This window comes from Stenotrophomonas sp. YJH_SMC_127 (genome assembly GCF_059372445.1).
This window is the reverse complement of sequence record NZ_JCAFVO010000002.1, coordinates 380,324-401,499: the sequence shown is the minus strand read 5'-3', so window position 1 is coordinate 401,499 and position 21,176 is coordinate 380,324. Positions and strand designations below refer to the sequence as shown.

Here is a 21,176-nt window from a genome sequence, read left to right as displayed (position 1 = left end):
TCGGGCTACGGGAACAAGAACTAAAGTGACGCGTCACGCTCGATGATGCTTTCGATCCAGTCGATGTAGCGGGACACGCGCACGTTGTAGACCACCTGCCCATAGAAACCCGCTTCCAGCGCATGCTCGGGTACGGCGGTGATCCAGGAACCGAGGCCCACCAGCTGCCAGGCCCCATCTTTCTCGATCAGCAGCGGGCCGCCGCTGTCGCCGTTGCCGAGCACGCCTTCAAGGGGAAGGCCCTGCGGAGGCGGATCGAACCGGTACCAGAGATAGCGCGTGTTGCCGCCGGTGATCGCGTTGCAGGCCCGCCGCAGCGTCGTACGATGCGGCCCGCCGGGCACCAGACCAGTCGCACCATTGCCGGTGGCGCCTCTCCCTATCAGGGCGGCGACCTGCGTGACCTCGTCGGCGCCCCGGTAGAGTGCGACCGGCGGCACATCGCCCACCGGTGCGGCAAGTCTGATCAGTGCAATGTCATCCGATGCTGCCAGGAACGCGTGGATTTTCGACGCGCTCCCGGTTGCCATCGCTTCCTTGCCCAGCGCCTCGGGCATCTTCCGGTAGCCGGGGTGCAGGAAGACACGCCCGACGCCGTAGTCCTTCCCATCGATGGTGATCGTGGCGTCCATCCCCGCCATCGGCGCTGCATGCGCGGCGGTCAGCACCCAGCGCGGTGCGATCAGGACGCCGTGCCCCTCGCCCGGCATGTCTGCCAGTGCCGGGAACACCGATGCGTCGATCTGGTACCTGGCATCGTCAACATCATCGCGGATGACCACGGCGCCGGCGGCGAACGGGAGCGTGGCCAATACCAGGAAAATCCAGCGGTTCATGGTTGCTTGCATCCCAGCAGTTCAATCCCAACAGCCTAGGGCATGGCCCTGCCATACGGGGAGATCGTGCGACCAATCCCCGGCGATGGCCGACGAACGCGGGGAAACGGGAGTTGAAGCCAGGCGGGCCATGCCCTACCTGCGGCCCCGATAGGGTTCGCAGCCCACGCCATCATTGTCGCGATCGAGGTGCGGGCCATAGCCCGGATCACCACGCCGTACCGGCGCCGCCCCGGCGGCGCGGGCCTCCGCGCAGTTGGCAAACACCCGGGAACCGCGCGCGGGCGCGGGGGCGAAACTGCTGCGCGGAGTGTCGACGTATCGAGGTGCCGCTGGAGCGCCTCGATGACAGTGATACTCACCCGTTTTCCGGTTGGTGTGGCACCCCTGCTTGTCGAGCCCGCCCGGATGCGCGAGCGCATTGGCGGACAGTGCCAGTGCGAGCATGCCGGATGCAGTCAATACGCTGGAAACGCGGCGTCGTGTGTCCATGCCTTCCCCCTGTCAGGCACTCCTCTGCCAAGGGGAAGGCTAGCATGGTGTCTCGACCGCCAGGCTTGACGCTGCAGCGGCTGCCACTCAACGCAGGTAGTGCTTCAGGAACAGCCAGGTGATCAGCGTCGGCAAGATCAACAAGAAGAAGCTGCACGTGCTGCGCGACCCGGAGGCAGGCGCCGGCAGTCGCTGATCCCTGGGCGGCCACGGGCTCTGCGCCAATGCGGGGAAATCAATGCACCCGCGCTCCTGTTCCGTCGGTTCCGCCGCATACATCGTGGCTGGCGCCGATCCTCCCTCGCCCCTCGCTCCTACAGTGGATTCGCGGCGACGCATGGCCTGCACCCCCGATGGCAACGCCGCCGCCCCCACTTTTCGAGCCCACAGGAGCGAGACATGGCATGCCTTTCCCGGACTATCGCTGGCACAGCGGCAATGCGCCCAGCCCCCTCCACGCAGGTTGAACGGAGGGGTGCACCATGAACCAGGTCTACGTCGCAGTCTGGGATGGAGCCCACTATCTGGTCGTCCGCAAACGGGTGCTCAACAGCTGGTGGGGCAGCAATTCCGTGGTCGTACTTTCTGCCGAGGCGATGGCCGCTGTGCTGGCCATCCGCAACGCGTCCGGCGGTGGCACAGAGCAGGACTGGGATCTGGTGAAGAAGCTGCTTTCCGGCGCCTGGCGCGCCGCAGGGTCAGTCGCCTACCGCGGCGAACGCACGCTGCCCCGCACCATGGACGCACTGGACCGGGCGCTTGAAAGCGCCGAACGCACGCATCCGCAAACCGATGACATCGCCATGGAGACGCTGGCCGCTCTGCAGAGCCTGTTCCGCGAGGACGCAAGAACCCCTCCCACGTTCAGCGCTGCGCGTGCAACCTTGCGGGAGCTCTCCATCGCGTTGCCGCCACCCACCCGGGGTGCGCCGAACTGGGCCGCTGCGTTGATACTGGCACAACGCCTGGTGGCGGAAGTCGGGGCGTGGTCGGATGGCCTGCCCCCGGCGCTGGTGAACCAGGCGGGGCAATGGGCCCTGCCCGGCGGCGGCCGCCTGAACAACGAACGCAAGGAGCGCGCCGCGCGCCGCGAGTTCGAGGAGGAGCTTGGCATCCGGCTTGGGCAGGGACGCGCCGCATGCGATCTGCGTGCCCGGCTGTTTCCGGATGGGGGAGGCAGCTTCTCCCTGGTTCGCTTCCGCACCACGGCCGAGGAGCTCCTGCGGATGGCGCAGGAGGCCGAGAACAACGTCCAGGCCAGTGCCAGCAGCCCTGCGCGCCCCCAGTCCTGCCTGGTGACCGACTGGGAGGTGGCGAGCATCGGACGGGTGCCGGTGGCCAATCTGCGCAATGTCCTCGGGGCACGTGTGGAGGTTCCGGGCGAAGGAACACTGGAGGTTGACGAGGCCCTGGCCGGCGCCAGGCCCGGTAGCCAGGAGATCGACTGGTACCGGGAGATCGCCGCTCTGCTGTCACCCGCCTGAGCCTCCAGCGCGAACCCGTGTGATCCCCTGCAACCCCAGCGAGGCCCCTCCATGAAAGAGAGCACGCCCGAGCGCGAGGCCCGGCGCCACATCAGCAAGCAGCTCACCGCGCAGATCAACAACGCGCAGGCGTATCCCGACGTCCGCTCGGTCGTGGTCAAGGCCCTGTCGGACATCAAGGACCAGCTGCGCAGCCTGTCCAGCAAGGTACGGCGCGACTACAGCCTGAAGCCCGACGAGCCGCTGATGTTCTTCTACGTCAAGGGCGGCAACGCACTGGACGCACTGCTTGAACGCCCGGCCCAGCCGCCACCGACGCTGTTCGATTTCGGCCGCTCCGACTGGGATACGCAGGTGGTGATCAATCCCTGGATTCCGATCCCGGCCCAGGACGCCCTGCACGGCGGCGTGGAGGACATCGTGATCGAGGTGATGCTCGGCGCCGGCCTCAACATCGCATTGGAGATCAGTGTCTTCCCACCCAACCAGAATCCGCTGGCCGGCCAAGTGGTGGATCTTGCACCGGTGGACATCCATGTGCCGCCCGGCCAGCAGTGCCTGGTGACCTGTGACACTCCGCAGGCGTTCCGGAAGGTCTACCAGCGTGACCGCGCGGGCCTGCATCTGTTCACCAGCGAACCGCTGAAGGGCATCGGCACCTCCACGGCCTTGGCCAGCCCGTCCGTGTTGCCACCGCCGCAGCCGCCACTGCCCGTGCAGCCGCCACCTACCCCTCCGCCGCCACCCGGCATCATCCTCAACGACGGCATCAAGCCGTTCGTGCTGTACCGCATGGGCTACACCTGGCACGCGCGATGGGTGAAGGATCCGAAGGCGCCTGTCGGCGACGACCCGGTGACGCCGCGGCCGATCCTGATGGAACTGATCGATGTGACCACGCCGCGCCGCGATACCGTGGAGGCCGTGACAGTGTGGTCGGACATCATCCGCAACCATCTGGTGATTGCCGAGGATGCCGGCGCGGAAGAGCGCTGGCGGCTGCCCCTGCCCAGCATGGAGTACCACCTGTGGGAAGGCCTGACCATGCTATGCGAGATCGCCGCCTATCCCGGCTGGCCGGGTGCGGACAAGCTGGAGAAGCGTCGTCGCAATGTGCAGCGCATCCACGACTGGTACCGCGACCAGCAGGGCGACCTGGCGACGTTCGGCAGGGTGATCGATGGCATCTCGGCGGCGCCGGTGTTCGCCGATGACAGGGACTGCATGCAGCAGGTCGATGCCTGCATGCGTGAGGTCAAAATGCGCATGCAGGCGTCATCTTCGGGATTCGATCACGGCGCCCTGTCGGCCACCCACACGCATCGCCTGCGGCAGGGGCGGCAGTGGGTCGCGCAGCGGGTCGCAACGCTGCTGCAACGCCTGCAGACATCTGCCGCATCCTGTGGCTACAGCGACGATCTGGCGTTGATCGGGACGCTGGCACAGAACCCCTACCTGGATGTCACCCAGGTACCGATCTCCGACGTCGACTGCGCGATGATCATCCGCACCGACCCTGCAACGCTGCGCAGGGCGACGGCGGCCAACTGCTTGAATGCGCTTGCCGAGGATCTCGGCGCGCACATGACCATCGAGGATTCCCTGCACTCGACCGTACGTGCGACGGGTATCAGTTACGAGCGAACGCTGGTGATCTTCGATGCGCCGCGTTCGCCGTCGGCGCGCGTGGCCAAGGCGATCCTGACATTCACCACGGCTGGCCCGGTCGGTTGCCCGTTCCGGGACAGCCCCGACGGTTCCGGGCAGGCCATCGCACCGTTGCTGGACATGGACAACCAGCGCAAGGTGGCAGCCTCGATCGTCCAGGGTTTCGTGCAACGGGCGAATCTGTCCAGGCAGCACGAGATGATCCGGGTGCTGTTGCCACAGGGGGAATGATCCTCCATCAGCGCAGCGCGGGCGGCGGGTTCCGATCAGGTCCGATCAGTCCCTGCCCTCCAGGATCCATGCCTCCAGCGCCTGCGTGTCCCGCATGTCCCCCGCGTAGCGGCGATCCGGCACGTAGGGCTCGTTCGAACCGCGCCCGCGACCGCGGTAGACCTTCATGGGTACCGAAATCCGGCTCAGCCCACTGGGCAATGGCTGAGGCCTGATATCCATGTAGACACTGTCGGCGGACGTCTCGACCCCCACCTGCAGAGCGCCCAGCCGCTTCCATAGATCCAGTGCATCCAGGCAGGCTGAGCCGCAGGAGGCGTCCGCCACGATCACCACCCTGCCGCTGCGATCCGGAACGGCTGCAGCGGGCGGACGCATCGGCCCAACCGGCGCGTCCGCCGGTTCGCGCCACAGCGCCTCACCGTTCGCACCGGCACGGGCCATCCCTGCGGTGACCGTTTCCAGCATGTGCAGCAGTTCGGGCGACGCGTCGTGTGCTGCCTTCAGCTTCTGCAGGAAGCCGCGCAGCTGCGCGATGTTGGCCTCCGACGTCCGCCATTCCGCCCAACTCTCGTCACGCAATGCATCCACCGCTGCAGGCCCCCAGATCAAACGGGCCAGCGCGATGCTCCAGTGCGACGCACCTCCGGTATTGCCGCGCACGTCCAGCACCACCCGCGGTGCCTGCTGCAGTGCGTCGGCCACCGGGGTGAGTTGCTGCAAAAGCTCGGTCAGCTGCTGGGCATTGCGCGTGGCTGGATCGGCATTGAAGCTGCTGGTGGTGATCCAGTAGCCGCCACCGGCCAATGTGTGCCAGCCATTGGCTGGGCGGAAGCTGCGACGGGTATCGGCCAGTCGCGCTTCGCGTGTTGCCGTATCAATCGGAAGCCATTGCAGCGTGTAGGCGCTCTGGCGCCCATCCACCCAGAAGACGCAGCTGTGCAACGTCGGCACGAACGGGTTGCCCTGTTCAAGCAGCACCTCGCCGCCCGCGTGGATACGGCTCGCCTGCAGGTTCCAGCGCCCGTTGAAGTCGCCCACGCGCCACTCAGCCAGTGCCTGTGCATCGACGCCATCACAGGACAGCAATCGCGCGCCCATGGGCGGCCGACCGGGGCGTCCATCCACGACCATCACCACCTGCGCGTCACCTTCGAAGCCCGTCAGGAACCCGGACCATCGGGCCGGCAGCATGGGGGCGCCCGCCAATGGATTGAGACTCACGTGGCCATCGTTGAACGTGGCCGCATAGCCCTTCATCGCCCACCAGTAGCCGGCGAAACTGTCGACCTGGCGCGCGCGCGACCGTGCAAGTGACAGGGCGCCGTCCATCTGGGCGACGAAGCCGGGATTGTGCGGGTCAACCACCCCGGGATGGCTGTCGCGCAGGGCCGCGTCAGCAGCCTCCAGATCCATCAACAGCGTGCTCGGCCAATCTGTGGCAGAGCCTTGGGTGCCTGCTGCCAGTACCGCGCCGACCAGCAACGATGCGAGCGCCATCGATTCACCTCTCGACTGGATTGCGCTCCAGTCTGGCAACTTTCAGGTCTGTCGTGCCGCGCCCGCCGCAACGGGCGCGGCGCCACGTCAATGCAGGGGCACCTTCAGCACCGAAGGCGCGTTGGCCGGTGAGCTGAAGGTCACCGCACCGCCCAGCTGGCTGATGCCTGCATAGCGCAGGTCCACGGTATCGACCACCAGGGTCAGGCGGCTGCCGGCCGGGAGGTTCCAGCTGCTGGCTTCCAGGCGGAGATCGATTGTTTTCGGCTGGCCGGGCGCGGCCCCGCGCAGGGTGTAGGGCTTGTGGCTGACCAGCTGGCCGTTGCCCAGCGCGTCTTCGGCATACAGGTAGGCATACAGCGTGGTATTGGCGCGGCTGGGCGTCACCGTCACCCGCACTTCCGGTGCGCCATCCAGGCGACGTGCGCTCCAGTAGATCGGGCCCTGCCAGACGCCGGCGGCGTTGCGGCCGACGAACGGTACATAGGCGCCGGGCGGCAGGTTGATCATCTGCAGTGCACCGGAGGCCATCACCACGCCGGAATTGGCAGCCGTCAGCAGCCCGCTGCCGATGCGGTAGCTCCAGCCGGTAGCGCCACCGTTCTCTGCCAGGCCGCCGGTGGGCAGCAGCAAACCGGAGGGTGCGGTCAGGCCGTAGCTGACGGCGCCCGCATTGGTGGCCTGCCAGTCCGGATAGCGGCTCCAGCTGCCCTTCTGCGACTTCAGCTGCACCGCTGCCTGGCGATCGATGCCATTGGCCACGCCCTTCAGGTAGTGGTCGAACCAGTCGCCCACGGCGGCATAGACCTCATTGGGAATGCCGAACGCACCGAAGGCCTCGTTGAGGGCATGGTCGCCGTGGCGCAACTGCAGCTGCTTGGGCCCCTTCAGGCGGTTGAAGAAATCGACCAGCTGGCCCGGCGGGAACAGGCTGTCATTGAAGGCATTGGCGAGGAATACCGCCGGCTGGTTGGCGTTGATCTCTTCAAGGCTGCTGGCCGGGCTGCGCTGTGCGGCCACCGGCAGCAGCGAGTCCACCGCCCCCTGGTAATTGCCGACCAGCACATTGCGGTTGATGGTGGCCAGCTCCGCGCCGGGGCGGCCGGTGGCCAGGCCCGCCGCCACCAGCAGGGCGATGCCCTGGGCGCTGGGTGTGTCATGGCTGTACAGCGACGCCTGCAGGTCGGCCCAGCCACTGAGTGCGGCAACGGCCTTGATGCGGGGGTCGCGCGCCGCCGCCAACAGGCTGGTGCCGGCGCCATAGGAGATGCCCGAGACCCCGATCCTGGCCGGATCGGCGCGGGTGTTGTCCAGCGCCCAGTCGATCAGCGCGCTGACATCCTCGACCGTGGCGGGCCCGGCGATGTCGATGCTGCCACCCGACTCCCAGAAGCCGCGCGAGCTGTAGCTGATGACCACATAGCCGCGCTGCGCCAGCGACTGTGCCACGCCCACGTACTCCACGCTGGGCACCGCCCAGCTGCTGGGCATGACCAGCAGCGGATAGCGCCCGCTGCCGGCATCCTGCGGCTCGATGACGAAGGCCCCGAGAGGCGTGCCATCCCAGCTGGGAATGGTGCGATGGGTGGTCTTGACCGTGGCGGCCCAGGCGGTGGGCGCCAGGCCGGTCAGCAGGATCAACAGCAGCAAAAGCTTGCGCATCGTCGTCTCTCCCCGTCGGTGGTGGTGCAACGGGTCGGACCGTACCAGTGCGAATGGTGGCTGGCACCTTGCGACGCAGCATGGCGCAAAGCGCACCTTGGTATGCTTCGCGGCACTGCGGTCCTCCGCAGGCTCCCATCAATGCAAGGAGGCCCCCCCGATGCGCAGGACGCTCTTCGTCGGCACGCTCTTGAGCGTGGCCAGTCTGTTCGCCCCTTCAGTCGTGGCGGCCCGGGACCCTGACGTCACGGATGACTGCAGCGAAATCGCGCAGTTGATGTCCAACGACGACTTTCCGGCACTGGACGCGATGGCCGCGCGCCTCCGCACGGGCGAGCTCAACGCCGCCGGCGAATCCCGGCTGGGCCGTTTCTACCTCTGCATGTCGCGTGCAATCGGCACGGCGCGGCAGGAGGTGGAGGCCTGGAACCGCTGGTCGGCCTGGGCGGCGCGCTGGGTTCAGCATGCGCCAAAGTCGCCGGCAGCCCACCTGATGACTGCACGGATTCCGCTCAACCTGGCCTGGAGCTACCGCGGAAATGGTTACGCCAACACCGTCAATGCCGAAGACTGGGCTCAGTTCCATGAGTACAACGCGGCTTCGCAGGCCTACCTGCAATCGCATGAGGGCGTTGCCGGCGGCGACCCGTTCTGGCACGAGATGAGCGTGCTGATCGCGCTGCGCGAGGGCGCGGATGACGAAGAACTACTGACGCTCGTCGACCGTGCAGCGAAGGCCTTCCCCGACTACGAGCCGCTGCACTTCATTGCCCTGCAGCACTTCACGCCGGCCTGGGGCGGCAGCGCACAGAAGATGGAAGCCTTCGCACGGCGCTCGATGGCCAGTATCCCGAAGAAAAAGCGGGCCATGCGCTACGCACGGCTGTACTGGTCAGCCACCGCGTATTCGGCCGATCACTTCCGCGCGGCGACACCCGATTGGCCGCTGATGCGCCAGGGGCTGGACGAAATCGCACAGCGCTACCCGACCATCGACAATCTGGAGACCATTACACGCTACGCCTGTTGGGCGCGTGACGGCGATGCCCTGGATCGGTGGAATCGCCTGTACTTGAGCCGAAGTGGTTTCAGCGAGGCGGTCATTGCGGACTCGAGCGAGCAAAGCAGGGCCGCCTGCCTGGCGCCGGATGCTGGGCAAGAGGCTTCCTTGTAGAGCCAATCGGTGCGGAACCGGGCCGCGGAGGATGCGCGGTCCAGCATGCACTTCACACCTGCAGGGTGCTTAGCACGTACGCATGTCAGCCACGGACCGCGTGATCTGACACATCACCAGTGCTTGCACCCGGTCACAGCTTCGCGTTCTCGTCGTTGACCAAAAGACGACAGCTTGTGACGCTTGCGACACCGCGCGGCCCTCCGGGCCTCCTCATCGCGGCCTCGCTCTACTGCACTCCGCATCACCCGTATCCGCAACGCCTTCACATGACACAGGCCCGGCCTGGTCGTGGCGGGCAGCTGCGTCCTGAACTCTTTGCTGGAGAATCGCAATGCGCCTTGCAAGCTTCGTCTTTGCCTTCGTCCTCAGCGCCTTTGCCGGCGCAGCCCAGGCCCAGGTAGTCACCCTCAACAAGGGCGGCTTCGTGCTCACCTACGACTGCGGCATCCACAGCGCCACCCGTTACGAGTACACGCTCACCGCCGATACCGGTTCGGCCGCACGGCCGTCCAGCTTCTACAAGGACCCGGACCTGCCGGCCGGTTGCCTGGGCCAGACCAGCACCGCGTCCTACGCCAGCATCAAATCCGGCTATGACCGTGGCCACCTGGTCACGTCCAACCACATGGATTACGACGCGACCTACATCCGTCGCGCCAACTACATGACCAACATCGTGCCGCAGGTGTCCAGCTTCAACCAGGGCATCTGGGTGAAGGCCGAGAACGTGGCCGAGTGCTACCGCGACATCGCGCCAGTGGACGTCTACGGTGGCGTGGTCTACGGCGATGCCGCCAACGATTATTTCCTGGCCAGCCACGGCATTCCGACGCCGGAGTTCTTCTGGAAGACGATCATCACCCGCGACCCGAACACCGGAACCGCCAAGGCGATCAGCTGGATCATCCCCAACGAGGCCAACCTGGGCAGCCTGGACAATTACCTGGTGACGATTGCGGATCTGGAGGAACTGCTGGGTGCGAGCTACGTGGCGATCAACGCGCCGGCCTCGCTGAAGAATATGCTGCCGGCCACCACCTGGCCGCAGCCGGCCGGGTGTGACCTGGGCTGATCGGGGGGCAGAGGAACGTCACGATGCCTGTGCGCGCAGCCATCGTGACGCCAGCACTCTGGCCAGCAGGAACTGCACTGCGGCGCCGACGACGGTGGCAACGACAAGCCCGCGACCCGTCGTCGGCGCCCCAGCGGACAGCCCTCGCAGAAGATAAGCCATGCTGGCCAGGATGATCAGCAGCGCCGTGGCAAGCAGGATCAGCGACACCACCATCGTGCGCGCCGTCGATGCGGGTTCCGGCGACGGCGCGCTGGCCCATAGGCCGGCAAACGTGGCCAGCGCGCAGGCCACCAGCAGGATCAGGCTCGCAATCTGCAGCTGCGCGGCGCCGTCGGCAACGGGCATGATGAACTCGCCGGGCGAGAATCCCACCGGCAGCTGCGCCACCAGGATGGGGAGCAGGCAGCTGCCGGCCACCAGCGTCACCGCGCCGGCGATGCTGGCACTGATGAGGTGATGGTGCCCGCCCTCGGCAGGGATGCGCCGCTGCATCAGCAGCGCCGGCACCAAGGCCAGCAGCGTGAGGACCAGTGCATGCGCAAGCATGCCCAGACTGATGGCGGCGACGCCGTAGACGGGAAACTGCGCCTGCGCCAGTGGAATGCGTATCGCGCGATCAAGCACGATCAGCAACCCGAAAAAGGCGACCGAAGCGATCACCGGATGCCGGATCCGCAGCGCGCCGCGACGCCCGAACAGCAGCATCGACACCAGTACCGCCGCTCCGGCGAAGAGACTCAGCCTGAAACCGAGCTCAGCCAGCGCGTAGCCGATTTCACGTGAGGCCTCGGGCGGGCCCAGACGGCGCCCGAATTCGACCAGGCGGAGGGCTACAGGCAGATACAGGCAGAGCACGTAAAGCTTGGCGGCCATCGCGAACTTGATGGGGTACGCACTGAAGAATGATCGCAATCGGTTCAAGGCGTATTCCCGTGCAGGCGCTGGGCGGGCTGACCTGGCAGTCTAGCGTTCCTGTGGCCCGCGTGCCCCGCCCGACCCGCTATGGGAAAATGGCGGGCACGTCGCCCCTTTGGCTGTTCCCGGAGTAGTAGATGTCCCGTTTCCCCTTCGATGCCGTGCTGTTCGACTGCGACGGCGTACTGGTCGATTCCGAGCCGCTGGTGGCCCGTGTGCTCTCGGAAATGCTGACCGCACGCGGCTGGCCGCTGACCCCGGCGCAGGCGGGCGAGGTCTTCCTCGGCCAATCCGTGGCTCATCTGGCCGGGCTGATCGCAGAGCGCACCGGCAAGCCGTTCACCGAGCAATGGCTGGAGGAATTCCGCCAGCAGCGCAACCGTGCGCTGGAGCAGGACCTAGAGGCGATCCAGGGGGCGCCCGAGGCCGTGCGTGCGATTGCCGCGGCCACCGGCGGGCGGATTGCCTGCGCCTCCGGTGCCGACCTGTTCAAGGTGAAGCTGCAGCTGGGCAAGGTCGGCATCCTTGATGCCTTCGGTGCCCATGTGTTCAGTGGCCAGGACATGCCGAACACCAAGCCTCACCCGGATGTCTATCTGGCCGCGGCCGCAGCGCTGGGCGTGGACCCGAAGCGCTGCGCGGTGATCGAAGACACCGTGACCGGCGCCACCGCCGGCGTCGCGGCAGGTGCGACCGTGTTTGGTTTCAGCGAGGGCGGCCCGCACCACAGCACGCCGGAGGCCCTGCGCGCTGCGGGCGCGAAGGTGATCTTCCAGCGCATGGAGCAGCTGCCGGCAGTGCTGGCGGCCTACGCCGCCGACGCAGCCGCCTGAGGCGGCCTCAGCCCGCAGCGCCCAGCGCGGCGCCGCGGCGTTTCCCGGCGTAATGCAGCACGAACAGGTACAGGCCGGTGAACAGCTGCAGGAACAGTGGCGGCAGCGGCGAATAGGTGATCCACGCTGCAGGCTCGCCCTGCCCCAACCCGCGGACGACGAAGTTGGCGATCACCGCCAGGGTGAAGACGATCGAGGTCCAGCGATGTACGGGCCGCGCCCAGCCACCGCGGCTCATTGACGGTGCCTCGCTTCGGAGCGCGCTTCGATCATCTTCCAGCCATTGCCGGACGGGTCGCGGAACCCCGCATCGATGGCGCCGTAGCGCTCGACCGGCTCCTGGGTGAACTCCACGCCCTGCGCCAGCCATTGCGTGTAGCGCGCCTGGCAGTCATCCACGGCCAGCACCAGCGGCGGCATTGCGCCCTTGGCCACCAGCTGCTGCAGCGCCTGCGCGGTGGCCGCATCGTGGGTGGGCGGACCGGGCACGAACAGGCCCAGCTGGAATCCGTCCTGGCCGGGGCTGCGCACCGTCAGCCAGCGGTAGCTGCCATTGCGCACGTCGGTATGCACTTCGAAGCCGAGCGTGCCGACGTAGAACGCGAGCGCCTCATCCTGGTCGCGCACATACAGGCCGACCATGTTCACAGTGTTTGTCATGGGACCTCCCTCAGGTGGGATCCACGTTAGCAACCGCCTCGCGGCGGCGCTTCTCCAAAACTGCGATGTTCAGGTCCGGTCGCTGCGCGGCACGTGCGTGGCATTCCGGCACGCTGGCCGGCGTCGCCTCGCCGGCGCGCTGGCGCTGGCGCACATTGCCCGGGCTGTCGCCGGTGATGTCACGAAAGATGCGCCCGAAGGTGCCCAGGCTGCTCCAGCCGGTCTGCGCGGCGATCTCGGTGACCGGCAGCTCGGTGTCACGCAGCATCGCCACGGCCCGTTCGATGCGGCGGCTGAGCAGGTAGCGGTGCGGCGGCAGGCCGAATGCCTGCTTGAACGAACGCGCGAAATGCGCAGGCGATACCGCACTGACCTCGGCCAGGCGGGCCACCGGCCAGTCCTCGTGACTGGCGTGGTCCATCCGGTCCTTGGCACGCAGCAGGCGCCGCAACAGTTCCGGGCTCTGGTTCATGGCGTCACCGCGTGTGCCAGATGATGTCGCGACGCACGCCTGGCCTGCGCGGCCTGCTCGCCCAGCCAGTCACCGAATGCGATGACCTTGGCGCTGCGGCTGCGCGCCGTCGGTGCCACGAACCAGAAACCACGCCCGTCGCTGGCCACACCGGGATGTGCCTGCACCAGGCGCCCACTGTCCAGTTCGGCCTGGAACAGGATCGGCGAGCCGATGGCGATGCCCTGCCCGGCAATGGCAGCACCTACATCCAGATGCTCCATCGCAAAGGGGGTGACGAAGCTCTCCGGGTCCGGTGGCCGAACAGCACCATGTGCGGAAAACCACAGCGCCCACCAGTCAGGCCTGCCGAGCAGTGGAACCTCCAACGCCCGCCGACCGAGCCCGTCTGCCGCCGGCAGCAGCGCTGGCGCGCACAGCGGAGTGAAAATGCTGGGGAACAGGGGCGTGGCCTGCAGCCCGGGCCACGCACCATGCCCGTTGCGGATGGCGGCATCGAAACGCCCGGCGGCCAGGTCCTGCGGCTCTGCCGACAGGTCCAGTTCCAGCACGATGCTTCGATGGCGCGCGCGGAAACTGCCCAGGCGCGGCGTCAACCAGCTGGTGCCCAGCGTCGGCAGAACGGACAGGCGCAGTCGTGCTGCATCCATGTCAGCGGCGCGCATGAAACTGGCGCGCAGCGCGTCGAAGGCCCGGGTGGCCTCCACTGCGACGCTCGCACCGGCGGCGGTCAATTCCACATGCTGGGCGTGGCGCAGGAACAGGCAGGTCCCGGTCTGGGCCTCCAGCCGGCGCACGTGGTAACTCACCGATGCCGCACTGGTATCGAGCTCCTCGGCGGCGCGGGCGAAACTGCCCAGCCGTGCCGCCGCCTCGAAGGCGCGGATGGCGACAAGCGATGGCAGCTGACGTTGGGTCACCATAAGTGTGGCTTAGCCTGAGCCCCGATTTCCGCGTGGTCAATCCCCCTCGCACGCGCAACGATGGAGGCACCTCCGGCAAGGGATCACGCACATGGATCGACGGCAGTTCCTGGCCACCCTGGCCGCCACGGCAGCGTCCACCGCCCTGCCCTCCGGGTGGGCCCTGGCCAGCCCCAGCGCAGACTGGAAATGGTTGCAGGGCAACTGGCAGGTCCGGCACCAACGCCTGAAGGAGCGCCTGGTGGGCGATACCCGCTGGGACGCCTTCACCGGCGCCAGCGCGGTCTGGCTCACCCTGGGCGGGCTCGGCACCATCGATGACAACGTCATGGCACTGCCTTCGGGCCCCTACAGGGGCCTCGGCGTGCGTGCCTTCGATCCGGTGTCTTCCACCTGGTCGATCTGGTGGATCGATGGGCGCACCCCTGCCCATATCGAAGCGCCCGTGCGCGGCGCCTTCGCAGGCGATGGCGGCAGCTTCCGTGGTCGCGATGATTTCAAGGGACGCCCCATCGAGGTCTGGTTCCGCTGGCATGACATCCACGGCGATGAGCCGTGGTGGGAGCAGGCGTTCTCCGACGATGCCGGTGCCCACTGGGAAGTGAACTGGCGCAACTGGTTCCGCCGCACTGCTGCGATCCCCTCGCCGCTTCCGAAGCTGCCGGATGCACCGGGCGATTTTGATTTCCTGGTGGGCCATTGGAACGTGCGCCATCGCCGCCTGCGCGCTCGGCTGGCAGGCAGCGACGCGTGGGACGCGTTCAACGGCACCCTGCACAACTGGCCGGTACTGGGCGGATTCGGCAACGTGGGCGACAACCTGATGGCCGTGCCTGGAGCACCGCTGCGCGGCATGGGGATCCGCGCCTGGAATGCGGCCGAGCGGCACTGGCTCAGCTGGTGGCTGGATGGCCGGGAGCCGACCCGGATCGGCGCGCCACTGCGTGGTGGCTTCGAGGCCGGTGTCGGGCGCTTCTTCGGCGAGGACCAGCACGAGGGACGGGCGATCCAGACGCGGGTGATCTGGTCACGCATCACCCCGCGTTCGGCGCGCTGGGAACAGGCGGCCTCCGCCGATGGTGGACGCAGTTGGGAAACCAACTGGGTCAGCGACTTCGAGCGACAGGCATGAAGGCGCTGCTGGCCGTGATGCTGCTGGCATCGGCATTGCCCGTGCCCTCCCCGCCCGTGGTGCTGCGGATCATCGGCCCCGCCGAGCGCTTCGCCCCCGGCATTGCCTCCACACAGCATGACGAGATCCGGCTGACCCTGAGTCCGGACGGCAATACCGCCCTGTGGTTCAGCCGCAACCGGCCGGGCGGGCCTGGGGGCTACGACATCTGGATCTCGCACCGCGAAGGTGACCGCTGGCGGCCGGCCACGCCAGTGCCGTTCAACACGCCGGGGCGCGACTTCGATCCCGCATTTTCCGCAGATGGGCGCGTCGTGTATTTCTGCTCGGACCGCGCAGGCGGCCAGGGCGGTGACGATCTGTATCGGGTCAGCATGGGGAGCGACGGTCGATTCGGGGAGCCAGTCAATCTTGGCCCCGCAGTGAACAGCGCGGCCGATGAGTTCGCGCCGATGCTCTCGCCCGACGGTCGTACGCTGTTGTTCTCCAGCGATCGTGCGGGCGGTGCTGGCGGCCATGACCTCTACAGCGCGGCGATGATCGGCGCCGTCGCGCAGCCGGCACGGCCGCTGGCGGGAGAGCTCAATACCGCAGCGCAGGAGTTCGATGCCACCTTCCTGGGCGACGGCCGAACGGTGGTGTTTGCCCGCGCCCAGGACTTCGGCAGTGCACCGGTGCGCCAGTTCATTGCCTACGAACGAGGAGGCCGCTATGACGCAGGCCATGCCTTGCCATCGCCCTTGAACGCGCCCAGCGGCGACAGCTACGGCGCGATGCTGGATGGCTCGCGCCGTGACACGCTGACCTACTCGGCGCGACGCGCCGGTGGTGAGGGACTGGACCTGTACCGCGTCCGCTACCGGATGATGCCGCGCTGAAGGCAGTGGGTGTCGATTTCCCACGCGCCCGTTCGTCGAGAGGTTGAGTACCCCAGGAGAAAATGCAGATGCCTTCCCAACAGTCCCTTGCCTGCGCCTGCGGCCAGGTCCGCCTGACCACCACCGGCAGCCCCATCGCCAGCGTCGAATGCTGCTGCGACAGCTGCCGCAGGGCCGGCGCCCGGATGCAGGCGATGCCCGGCGCACCGCAGGTGCTGGGGCCGCAGGGCCAGACGCATTTCGTAATGCAGCGCAAGGATCGCGTCCGCATCGAAGCCGGGCATTCCCGGCTGCACGCGTGGCGGTTGTCCAGCACGGCCGGCAGCCGCCGCGTCGTGGCGGGCTGCTGCAATACGCCGCTCTTCCTGGAGTTCAGCGGTGGCCATTGGCTGAGCCTGTATGCGCTGTTGTGGCCGGACGCGATACGCCCCGCCGTGGAGATGCGGACGATGGTCAACGATCTTCCCGACGCGTCTGTCCTTCCCGGCGATGTGCCCAACCTGAAGACCCACTCGCTGCGGTTCTATGCCCGGCTGTTGAAGGCGTGGATCTCCATGGGCTTCCGCAGCCCACGCATCGAGATCGCGGGAGACAGCCATGCCTGAGCCCGAGCGGATCGAGATCGAGATCGAGAGCATCACCACGCCCGGGCACATCCAGCGCGTGGATCGCGCCAAGTACATGGCCATGCGCGCGGCCCTGCTGCGTGCCTTGCCCAGGCAACCTCCCGGGATGACGGTGGCGCAGGCGAAGCAGGCGCTGTTGCCGCACCTGCCCGCATCGCTGTTTCCGCAAGGCGCCACGGCCGGTTGGTGGCTGAAAGCCGTGCAGCTGGACCTGGAGGCCAAGGGCGTGATCGAGCGTCTTCCAGGCACGCCACTGCGCCTGTTCAAGCACGTGCCGGCCGGCTGATCAGCGCTGCGCCGGCAGCTCCAGCCGATGCTTGCGGCACAGCCGATACACGGTCACCCGCGAGATCTGCATCTGCCGCGCGCACTCGGAGACGTTGTAGCCGGTCTGCCGCAGCGTCTGCAGCAGCACATCACGTTCGGCCTGGCCGCGGGCATCGTGCAGCACCGCCCCCGGCGGCGCATGCACGCGCCCTCCCAGTTCGAGGTCACGCTCGCTGATCAGCTCGCCTTCGGCCATGATCGCCGCCCGCTGCACCCGGTTCAGCAGTTCGCGCACGTTGCCGGGCCATTCGAAACGCCGCATCGCCTGCAGCGCAGCGGGTGCAAAGCCACGTGCACGCACGCTGTGGCGCAGGCGGAAGCAGCGCAGGAAATGTTCCGCCAGCAGCTGCACATCAGCGCCGCGCTCGCGCAGCGGTGGCATCAGCAGGCGCAGCACGTTGAGGCGATAGTAGAGATCGCTGCGGAACCGCACCTGCGCCACCGCGTGCTCCAGTTCCACATGGGTGGCAGCCAGTACACGCACGTCCGCCCGCAGCGGCTGGCTGCTGCCGACCCGCTCGAACGTACCTTCCTGCAGCACGCGCAACAGGCTGGTCTGCGCTTCGGCCGGCAGGTCGCCCACCTCGTCAAGGAACACGGTTCCGCCGGATGCGGCCTCGAATACGCCGATCTGGCGCTTGTCGGCACCGGTGAACGAGCCACGCTCGTGGCCGAACAGCTCCGACTGCACCAGGTTCGCAGGGATGGCACCGCAGTTGACCGCGATGAACGGCTTGCCCGCACGGCCGGACAACGCGTGCAGTGCATGTGCCGCCAACTCCTTGCCGGTGCCGGTCTCGCCGGTGACCAGCACCGGCAGATCGACCGGCGCGAACTTGTGCAGTACGGTGCGCACCGCATGCAGCGCAGGACTCTCGCCGATCAATGCGCGCGGCCCCTGCCCGCCGCACACTTCGTCGGCAGACGTATCCTCCGCGTCGAACTGCTGGCGCATCGCCGCCACCAGGTCCAGCAGGCCGAAAGGCAGCGTGAACCGCGAGATGCAACGCTGCAACAAGGGCAGCCACGCTGCAGGCGTGGGCCCTGCGCCAGGCGGCAGCACCGCCAGCCAGGTCAGATGCGCGTGCTGTTCGATCCACGGCGCCAGCAATTGCTGGGCCGGCGCATCCAGATGGCGAAGATCCAGCACGGCGAGCAGCCGGTCGCGCCCGCGCAGGCCGATGGCCATCGCCGGGTCGGGATGGATGCGACGCACGTACCAGCCTGCGGCCGCCAGCGCGCTGCGCTCGTTCGCCAGCGGCTCGCCGAACCAGAGCACGCATCGTGACGCAGAAGCCTCCGGGACCGCTGCCATGCTTCCCCCAGCATCCGGACACCGTCGGCGGACTGTCAGGCAATCACCGGCGTGCCGCCCCTCCGCCGGGACCTCTACGGCCACCGCGGCGGCCTTTGTTGCGCGGATCCTAGCGCTGCGCTAAACGGCGGCGCAATGAGCGGCGCGTCAAGAAAGCACTGGCTGAAGCGGCATCGTTACAGTCCGCGGCGGCACCTGTAACACCGGTGCGACAGTCGGCCGCCTGCCTTGCCCTGCGGCGCTTGGCGCTGCGCAATCCCAACATTTTTTCCACACGGCTGTATCAGTGCAGCAGCAACGCCCCACGCCCGCCAGTGCCCGCCCCCCTGGCGGCCAAGCCTTTCAGGGTTGGCACGGATGATGCGTGGTTCCGCCGCACCCATCACGGGAGATCGGCATGGACGGCATCACCCCCATTCGCGGCCTGCTGGCAATGCTGGCCGTGGCCCTGCTGTCGGCAGCCGCGGGCGCCTCTGCCTCCGGTGCCCGCCAGGGCGTGAAGGCACAACCGGGCGAAATCGTCCTGTTGCGGGATGTGGCCGCGCGACCGGCCTATCGCATGGCGCCCCCGGGCATGGCGCTGATCGCCGATCCGAAACCGCAGCGCGAGATTGCGTTGGCGCTCGGTGCGGGTACCCCGGCAAACGCGATGGATGAGCTGAGCGATGAGGACTATGCCGGCATTGGGGCGGGGCACACGGCTGCGACCGCGACCCCCACTGGCACCACCGTCGAACGGGTCGCCCAGCAGGCCCTGGGCGGCACGCTGGGACGCAGCAGTGACGGCATGCTCGGCAGCAGCCTCGGTGGCGCACTGGGTGGCCCACTGGGCGCGGTCGGGAACAGCACCCGCGGCATCGGCGATACCGTGCGCGGCGCGCTCGCCCAGTTCCCGTTGCAGGGCCCGGCCCCGGCAGGTGGCAAGTGAAGCGGGCACGTTGGCTGCTGCTGGTCCTGTTTGCCACGCCGTTGATGGCGCAGGCCGACGACTACAGCGGCATGCTCGCCTACCTCGACGTGGCCCGCATCGACGGTCACGCCCTGGCGGGTGCAAACGGCGCCATCGCGGTGAACCAGGCGGCCGGTGACCTCAACCTGCAGGCCAACCTGCATGGCATCGCCACCGGCGAACGCGCCGACGTGTCGATCGGCAACCGGCAACTGCAGGCCGGCAACCGCGTGCTGAGCGCACCGGCGCACGCCACCGCCGTCATCGACGGCAACGCGCTGGCCGGTGCCAGCGGCATCGCATCCATCAACCAGGCCAGCGGCATCGCCAACACGACGCTCAACGTCGTCAGCGCGACGCTGGCCAGACAGGGCATACGCGAATCCGACGATACGGCCTTGGCCGCCGAAGGTTCCGCGTTGGCAGGGGGGCGGGACGACGCCGGTCGCGGCGTCGCGACCGGCACCCGCAGCGCCGGTGTCACCAGCACCGCGCTGCGGGGATTCGACGGGGTCCTGCAACTCAATCAGATCGCGGGCAGCGGCAACGACACGGCCAATGTGCTGGGCCTGATCGTGCAGGACCTCCCGTGACAACCACCCAACCGATGCACCACCCGATGAGAGAGAGGGCACCATGAAAGCGACCGTCAAACGGACCATGCTCGCCATGGCGATTGCCACTGCCTCGACCGCCGCTGCGGCCAATGGCTGGGACAACCAGAACGCCAACGCGAACATCAACCACAACCACACCGTCAGCGAGACCCGCAACGACACCCACAACCACACCGACAACGACGTACGCAACCGCACCGTCAACGTCAATGTGCAGAAGCACAGCACCATCCAGGCCGACGAGCGCAAGGAAAAGAACAACCACGGCGTCGACGTGAACCTGGAGAAGGACCTGCGCCTCAGCACCGACGTCAATTTCTCCGGCGACCCCACCATCACCGGCGACATCGACCTCGACTCGGCGGCCATTGCGGTGATCGACAACCGCCAGTCGATCAGCAGCAACGCCACCAGCAACAGCCTGGTCACCAACAGTGCGTCCATCGGTGACAGCGTGGGTGCCGGCGCCTCCGGCAACCTGGGCTTCAACGTGGTATCGGGCGACAACAACGCCCAGGACAATGCTGCGTCGCTGTCCGCTGCCGATGCGTCCTTCAGCTTCGGCATGGCCGACGCCGAGGTGTTCGTCAACCAGGCCGGCTTCGGCAACGCCACCATGAACTCCGGCGTCACCAATGCCGCAGGTCTCGGTGGCAATGCCTTCGGCGGTGCGTCGGGCAACATCGGCGTCAACATCGCCTCGGGCAACAACAACGAGCAGAAGAACGCGCTCGCGGCCTCCGTCGCAACCACGGCGGTGGCGCAGTCGAGCATCAGCTCCAACCAGGTCTCCACCGGCAACACGGTCAGCAATGCCGGCTTCGTGCAGTCCTACACCGATACCGTGCAGGTCGGCCTGCATGGCGGCGTCAGCGGCCTGACGTGGGGCTATGGCGCCGGCACCTACCGCGGCACCGGCAATGCCTACCAGATGGCCAACTATTACCTGGATACGTGGAACGGCGCACTGCCGCATCCGGGTGGCAACAGTACCGGCCACATCGACCTGGACAACGAGATCCAGAACGCCACGATGAACCCCAACCGGCCGGGGGTGGGCGGCCTGGGCTTCGATACGCGTGAAAGCGGCTCCAGCCAGTTCGTCGAACTGGGCGTGGCCGATCTGTACGCCAGCCTGAGCGGCACGGTCAGCACCACGCGCTGGGTGAACGTCAACGCCACCAACACGTCGGCCTTGTCCGGCAGTGCCTTCTCCGGCGCCTCCGGCAACATCGGCGTGAACGTGGCGGCGGGCACCGGCAACCTGCAGGCCAACAGCCTGGCCCTGGCCGTAGCCCAGCCCAGCACCGGCGGTGGTGGCGGCAACGGCGAGTAAGTGCACCACCCCGGCCGTCCGCCAATGGCCGGGTTCCCGGGAGCCCCTGTTCCTCCTCCCCCTTGGGG

Annotated in this window: 22 protein-coding genes; 12 read left to right on the top strand and 10 right to left on the bottom strand. The window is 67.6% G+C overall.

What is annotated here, in order from left to right; translation table 11 throughout:
- Positions 1-20: 20 nt before the first annotated feature.
- On the bottom strand, positions 21-836 hold the full coding sequence (locus AC5QAB_RS07170; protein ID WP_134966779.1) for a S1 family peptidase: 816 nt from the start codon (positions 834-836) through the stop codon (positions 21-23).
- A gap of 135 nt (positions 837-971) precedes the next feature.
- On the bottom strand, positions 972-1,283 hold the full coding sequence (locus AC5QAB_RS07165; protein ID WP_080342752.1) for an excalibur calcium-binding domain-containing protein: 312 nt from the start codon (positions 1,281-1,283) through the stop codon (positions 972-974).
- 527 nt (positions 1,284-1,810) lie between these two features.
- Between AC5QAB_RS07165 and AC5QAB_RS07160 the strand changes: the two genes are divergently transcribed.
- Both AC5QAB_RS07160 and AC5QAB_RS07155 read left to right on the top strand, forming a co-directional pair.
- Positions 1,811-2,812: an NUDIX domain-containing protein gene (locus AC5QAB_RS07160; RefSeq protein ID WP_495233255.1), complete on the top strand. Its 1,002-nt coding sequence runs from the start codon at positions 1,811-1,813 to the stop codon at positions 2,810-2,812.
- 51 nt (positions 2,813-2,863) lie between these two features.
- Positions 2,864-4,711, top strand: coding sequence for a hypothetical protein (locus AC5QAB_RS07155; protein ID WP_134808888.1), 1,848 nt, complete (start codon positions 2,864-2,866; stop codon positions 4,709-4,711).
- A gap of 45 nt (positions 4,712-4,756) precedes the next feature.
- Here AC5QAB_RS07155 and AC5QAB_RS07150 read toward each other — a convergent pair whose 3' ends face one another.
- Entirely contained in the window at positions 4,757-6,211 is a 1,455-nt protein-coding gene (locus AC5QAB_RS07150; protein ID WP_197561848.1) for a S41 family peptidase, read from the bottom strand.
- Between the two features lie 87 nt (positions 6,212-6,298).
- Positions 6,299-7,873: an alpha/beta fold hydrolase gene (locus tag AC5QAB_RS07145; protein ID WP_197562191.1), complete on the bottom strand. Its 1,575-nt coding sequence runs from the start codon at positions 7,871-7,873 to the stop codon at positions 6,299-6,301.
- 160 nt (positions 7,874-8,033) lie between these two features.
- Here AC5QAB_RS07145 and AC5QAB_RS07140 point away from each other — a divergent pair, with 160 nt between their 5' ends.
- Together AC5QAB_RS07140 and AC5QAB_RS07135 are read left to right on the top strand one after the other, a co-directional pair.
- Complete coding sequence (locus AC5QAB_RS07140; protein ID WP_164109320.1) at positions 8,034-9,047, top strand: DUF4034 domain-containing protein; 1,014 nt, start codon at positions 8,034-8,036, stop codon at positions 9,045-9,047.
- Positions 9,048-9,381: 334 nt separating this feature from the next.
- A complete protein-coding gene (locus tag AC5QAB_RS07135; RefSeq protein WP_032957559.1) occupies positions 9,382-10,122 on the top strand; it encodes a DNA/RNA non-specific endonuclease in 741 nt (246 codons plus the stop codon).
- 18 nt (positions 10,123-10,140) lie between these two features.
- Here AC5QAB_RS07135 and AC5QAB_RS07130 read toward each other — a convergent pair whose 3' ends face one another.
- Positions 10,141-10,998 (bottom strand): hypothetical protein, encoded by an 858-nt coding sequence (locus AC5QAB_RS07130; protein ID WP_495233254.1) that lies wholly within the window; start codon positions 10,996-10,998, stop codon positions 10,141-10,143.
- A gap of 179 nt (positions 10,999-11,177) precedes the next feature.
- On the opposite strand from AC5QAB_RS07130, the gene AC5QAB_RS07125 reads away from it, so the two are divergent.
- Positions 11,178-11,873, top strand: a complete 696-nt coding sequence (locus AC5QAB_RS07125; protein WP_014647239.1) for an HAD family hydrolase — start codon at positions 11,178-11,180, stop codon at positions 11,871-11,873.
- A 7-nt stretch (positions 11,874-11,880) separates the two neighbouring features.
- Here AC5QAB_RS07125 and AC5QAB_RS07120 read toward each other — a convergent pair whose 3' ends face one another.
- Genes AC5QAB_RS07120 through AC5QAB_RS07105 form a run of 4 tightly spaced genes read right to left on the bottom strand, consistent with a single transcriptional unit; the run spans position 11,881 to position 13,928 of the window.
- Positions 11,881-12,111 carry a hypothetical protein gene (locus AC5QAB_RS07120; protein WP_032957563.1) on the bottom strand — a complete coding sequence of 77 codons (231 nt, stop codon included), beginning with the start codon at positions 12,109-12,111 and terminating at the stop codon, positions 11,881-11,883.
- A complete protein-coding gene (locus AC5QAB_RS07115) occupies positions 12,108-12,533 on the bottom strand; it encodes a VOC family protein (RefSeq protein ID WP_197561236.1) in 426 nt (141 codons plus the stop codon). The genes AC5QAB_RS07120 and AC5QAB_RS07115 overlap by 4 nt, the downstream gene beginning before the upstream one ends.
- 10 nt (positions 12,534-12,543) lie before the next feature.
- Positions 12,544-13,005, bottom strand: a complete 462-nt coding sequence (locus tag AC5QAB_RS07110; RefSeq protein ID WP_197561235.1) for a helix-turn-helix domain-containing protein — start codon at positions 13,003-13,005, stop codon at positions 12,544-12,546.
- A complete protein-coding gene (locus AC5QAB_RS07105; protein WP_032957569.1) occupies positions 13,002-13,928 on the bottom strand; it encodes a LysR substrate-binding domain-containing protein in 927 nt (308 codons plus the stop codon). The genes AC5QAB_RS07110 and AC5QAB_RS07105 overlap by 4 nt, the downstream gene beginning before the upstream one ends.
- 91 nt (positions 13,929-14,019) lie before the next feature.
- On the opposite strand from AC5QAB_RS07105, the gene AC5QAB_RS07100 reads away from it, so the two are divergent.
- From AC5QAB_RS07100 to AC5QAB_RS07085, 4 genes are all read left to right on the top strand, one after another.
- Positions 14,020-15,060 (top strand): hypothetical protein, encoded by a 1,041-nt coding sequence (locus AC5QAB_RS07100; protein ID WP_197561234.1) that lies wholly within the window; start codon positions 14,020-14,022, stop codon positions 15,058-15,060.
- Entirely contained in the window at positions 15,057-15,938 is an 882-nt protein-coding gene (locus AC5QAB_RS07095) for a TolB family protein (protein WP_032957572.1), read from the top strand. The genes AC5QAB_RS07100 and AC5QAB_RS07095 overlap by 4 nt, the downstream gene beginning before the upstream one ends.
- Before the next feature lie 62 nt (positions 15,939-16,000).
- On the top strand, positions 16,001-16,543 hold the full coding sequence (locus AC5QAB_RS07090; RefSeq protein WP_032957574.1) for a GFA family protein: 543 nt from the start codon (positions 16,001-16,003) through the stop codon (positions 16,541-16,543).
- Positions 16,536-16,850: a DUF6958 family protein gene (locus AC5QAB_RS07085; RefSeq protein WP_478425535.1), complete on the top strand. Its 315-nt coding sequence runs from the start codon at positions 16,536-16,538 to the stop codon at positions 16,848-16,850. Before AC5QAB_RS07090 ends, AC5QAB_RS07085 begins: the two co-directional genes overlap by 8 nt.
- On the opposite strand, the gene AC5QAB_RS07080 is transcribed toward AC5QAB_RS07085, so the two are convergent.
- Positions 16,851-18,206: a sigma-54 interaction domain-containing protein gene (locus tag AC5QAB_RS07080; RefSeq protein WP_100450104.1), complete on the bottom strand. Its 1,356-nt coding sequence runs from the start codon at positions 18,204-18,206 to the stop codon at positions 16,851-16,853.
- Between the two features lie 397 nt (positions 18,207-18,603).
- On the opposite strand from AC5QAB_RS07080, the gene AC5QAB_RS07075 reads away from it, so the two are divergent.
- The 3 genes from AC5QAB_RS07075 to AC5QAB_RS07065 are packed head-to-tail and all read left to right on the top strand — an operon-like array spanning position 18,604 to position 21,108.
- Positions 18,604-19,134 (top strand): FapA family amyloid fibril periplasmic chaperone, encoded by a 531-nt coding sequence (locus AC5QAB_RS07075; protein WP_197561233.1) that lies wholly within the window; start codon positions 18,604-18,606, stop codon positions 19,132-19,134.
- 44 nt (positions 19,135-19,178) lie between these two features.
- Positions 19,179-19,748: a FapB/FapC family functional amyloid domain-containing protein gene (locus tag AC5QAB_RS07070; protein WP_197561237.1), complete on the top strand. Its 570-nt coding sequence runs from the start codon at positions 19,179-19,181 to the stop codon at positions 19,746-19,748.
- Between the two features lie 43 nt (positions 19,749-19,791).
- The gene (locus tag AC5QAB_RS07065) at positions 19,792-21,108 is read left to right on the top strand and encodes a FapB/FapC family functional amyloid domain-containing protein (protein ID WP_032957581.1); all 1,317 of its coding nucleotides are present in this window, start codon (positions 19,792-19,794) and stop codon (positions 21,106-21,108) included.
- The last annotated feature ends 68 nt before the right edge of the window (positions 21,109-21,176 follow it).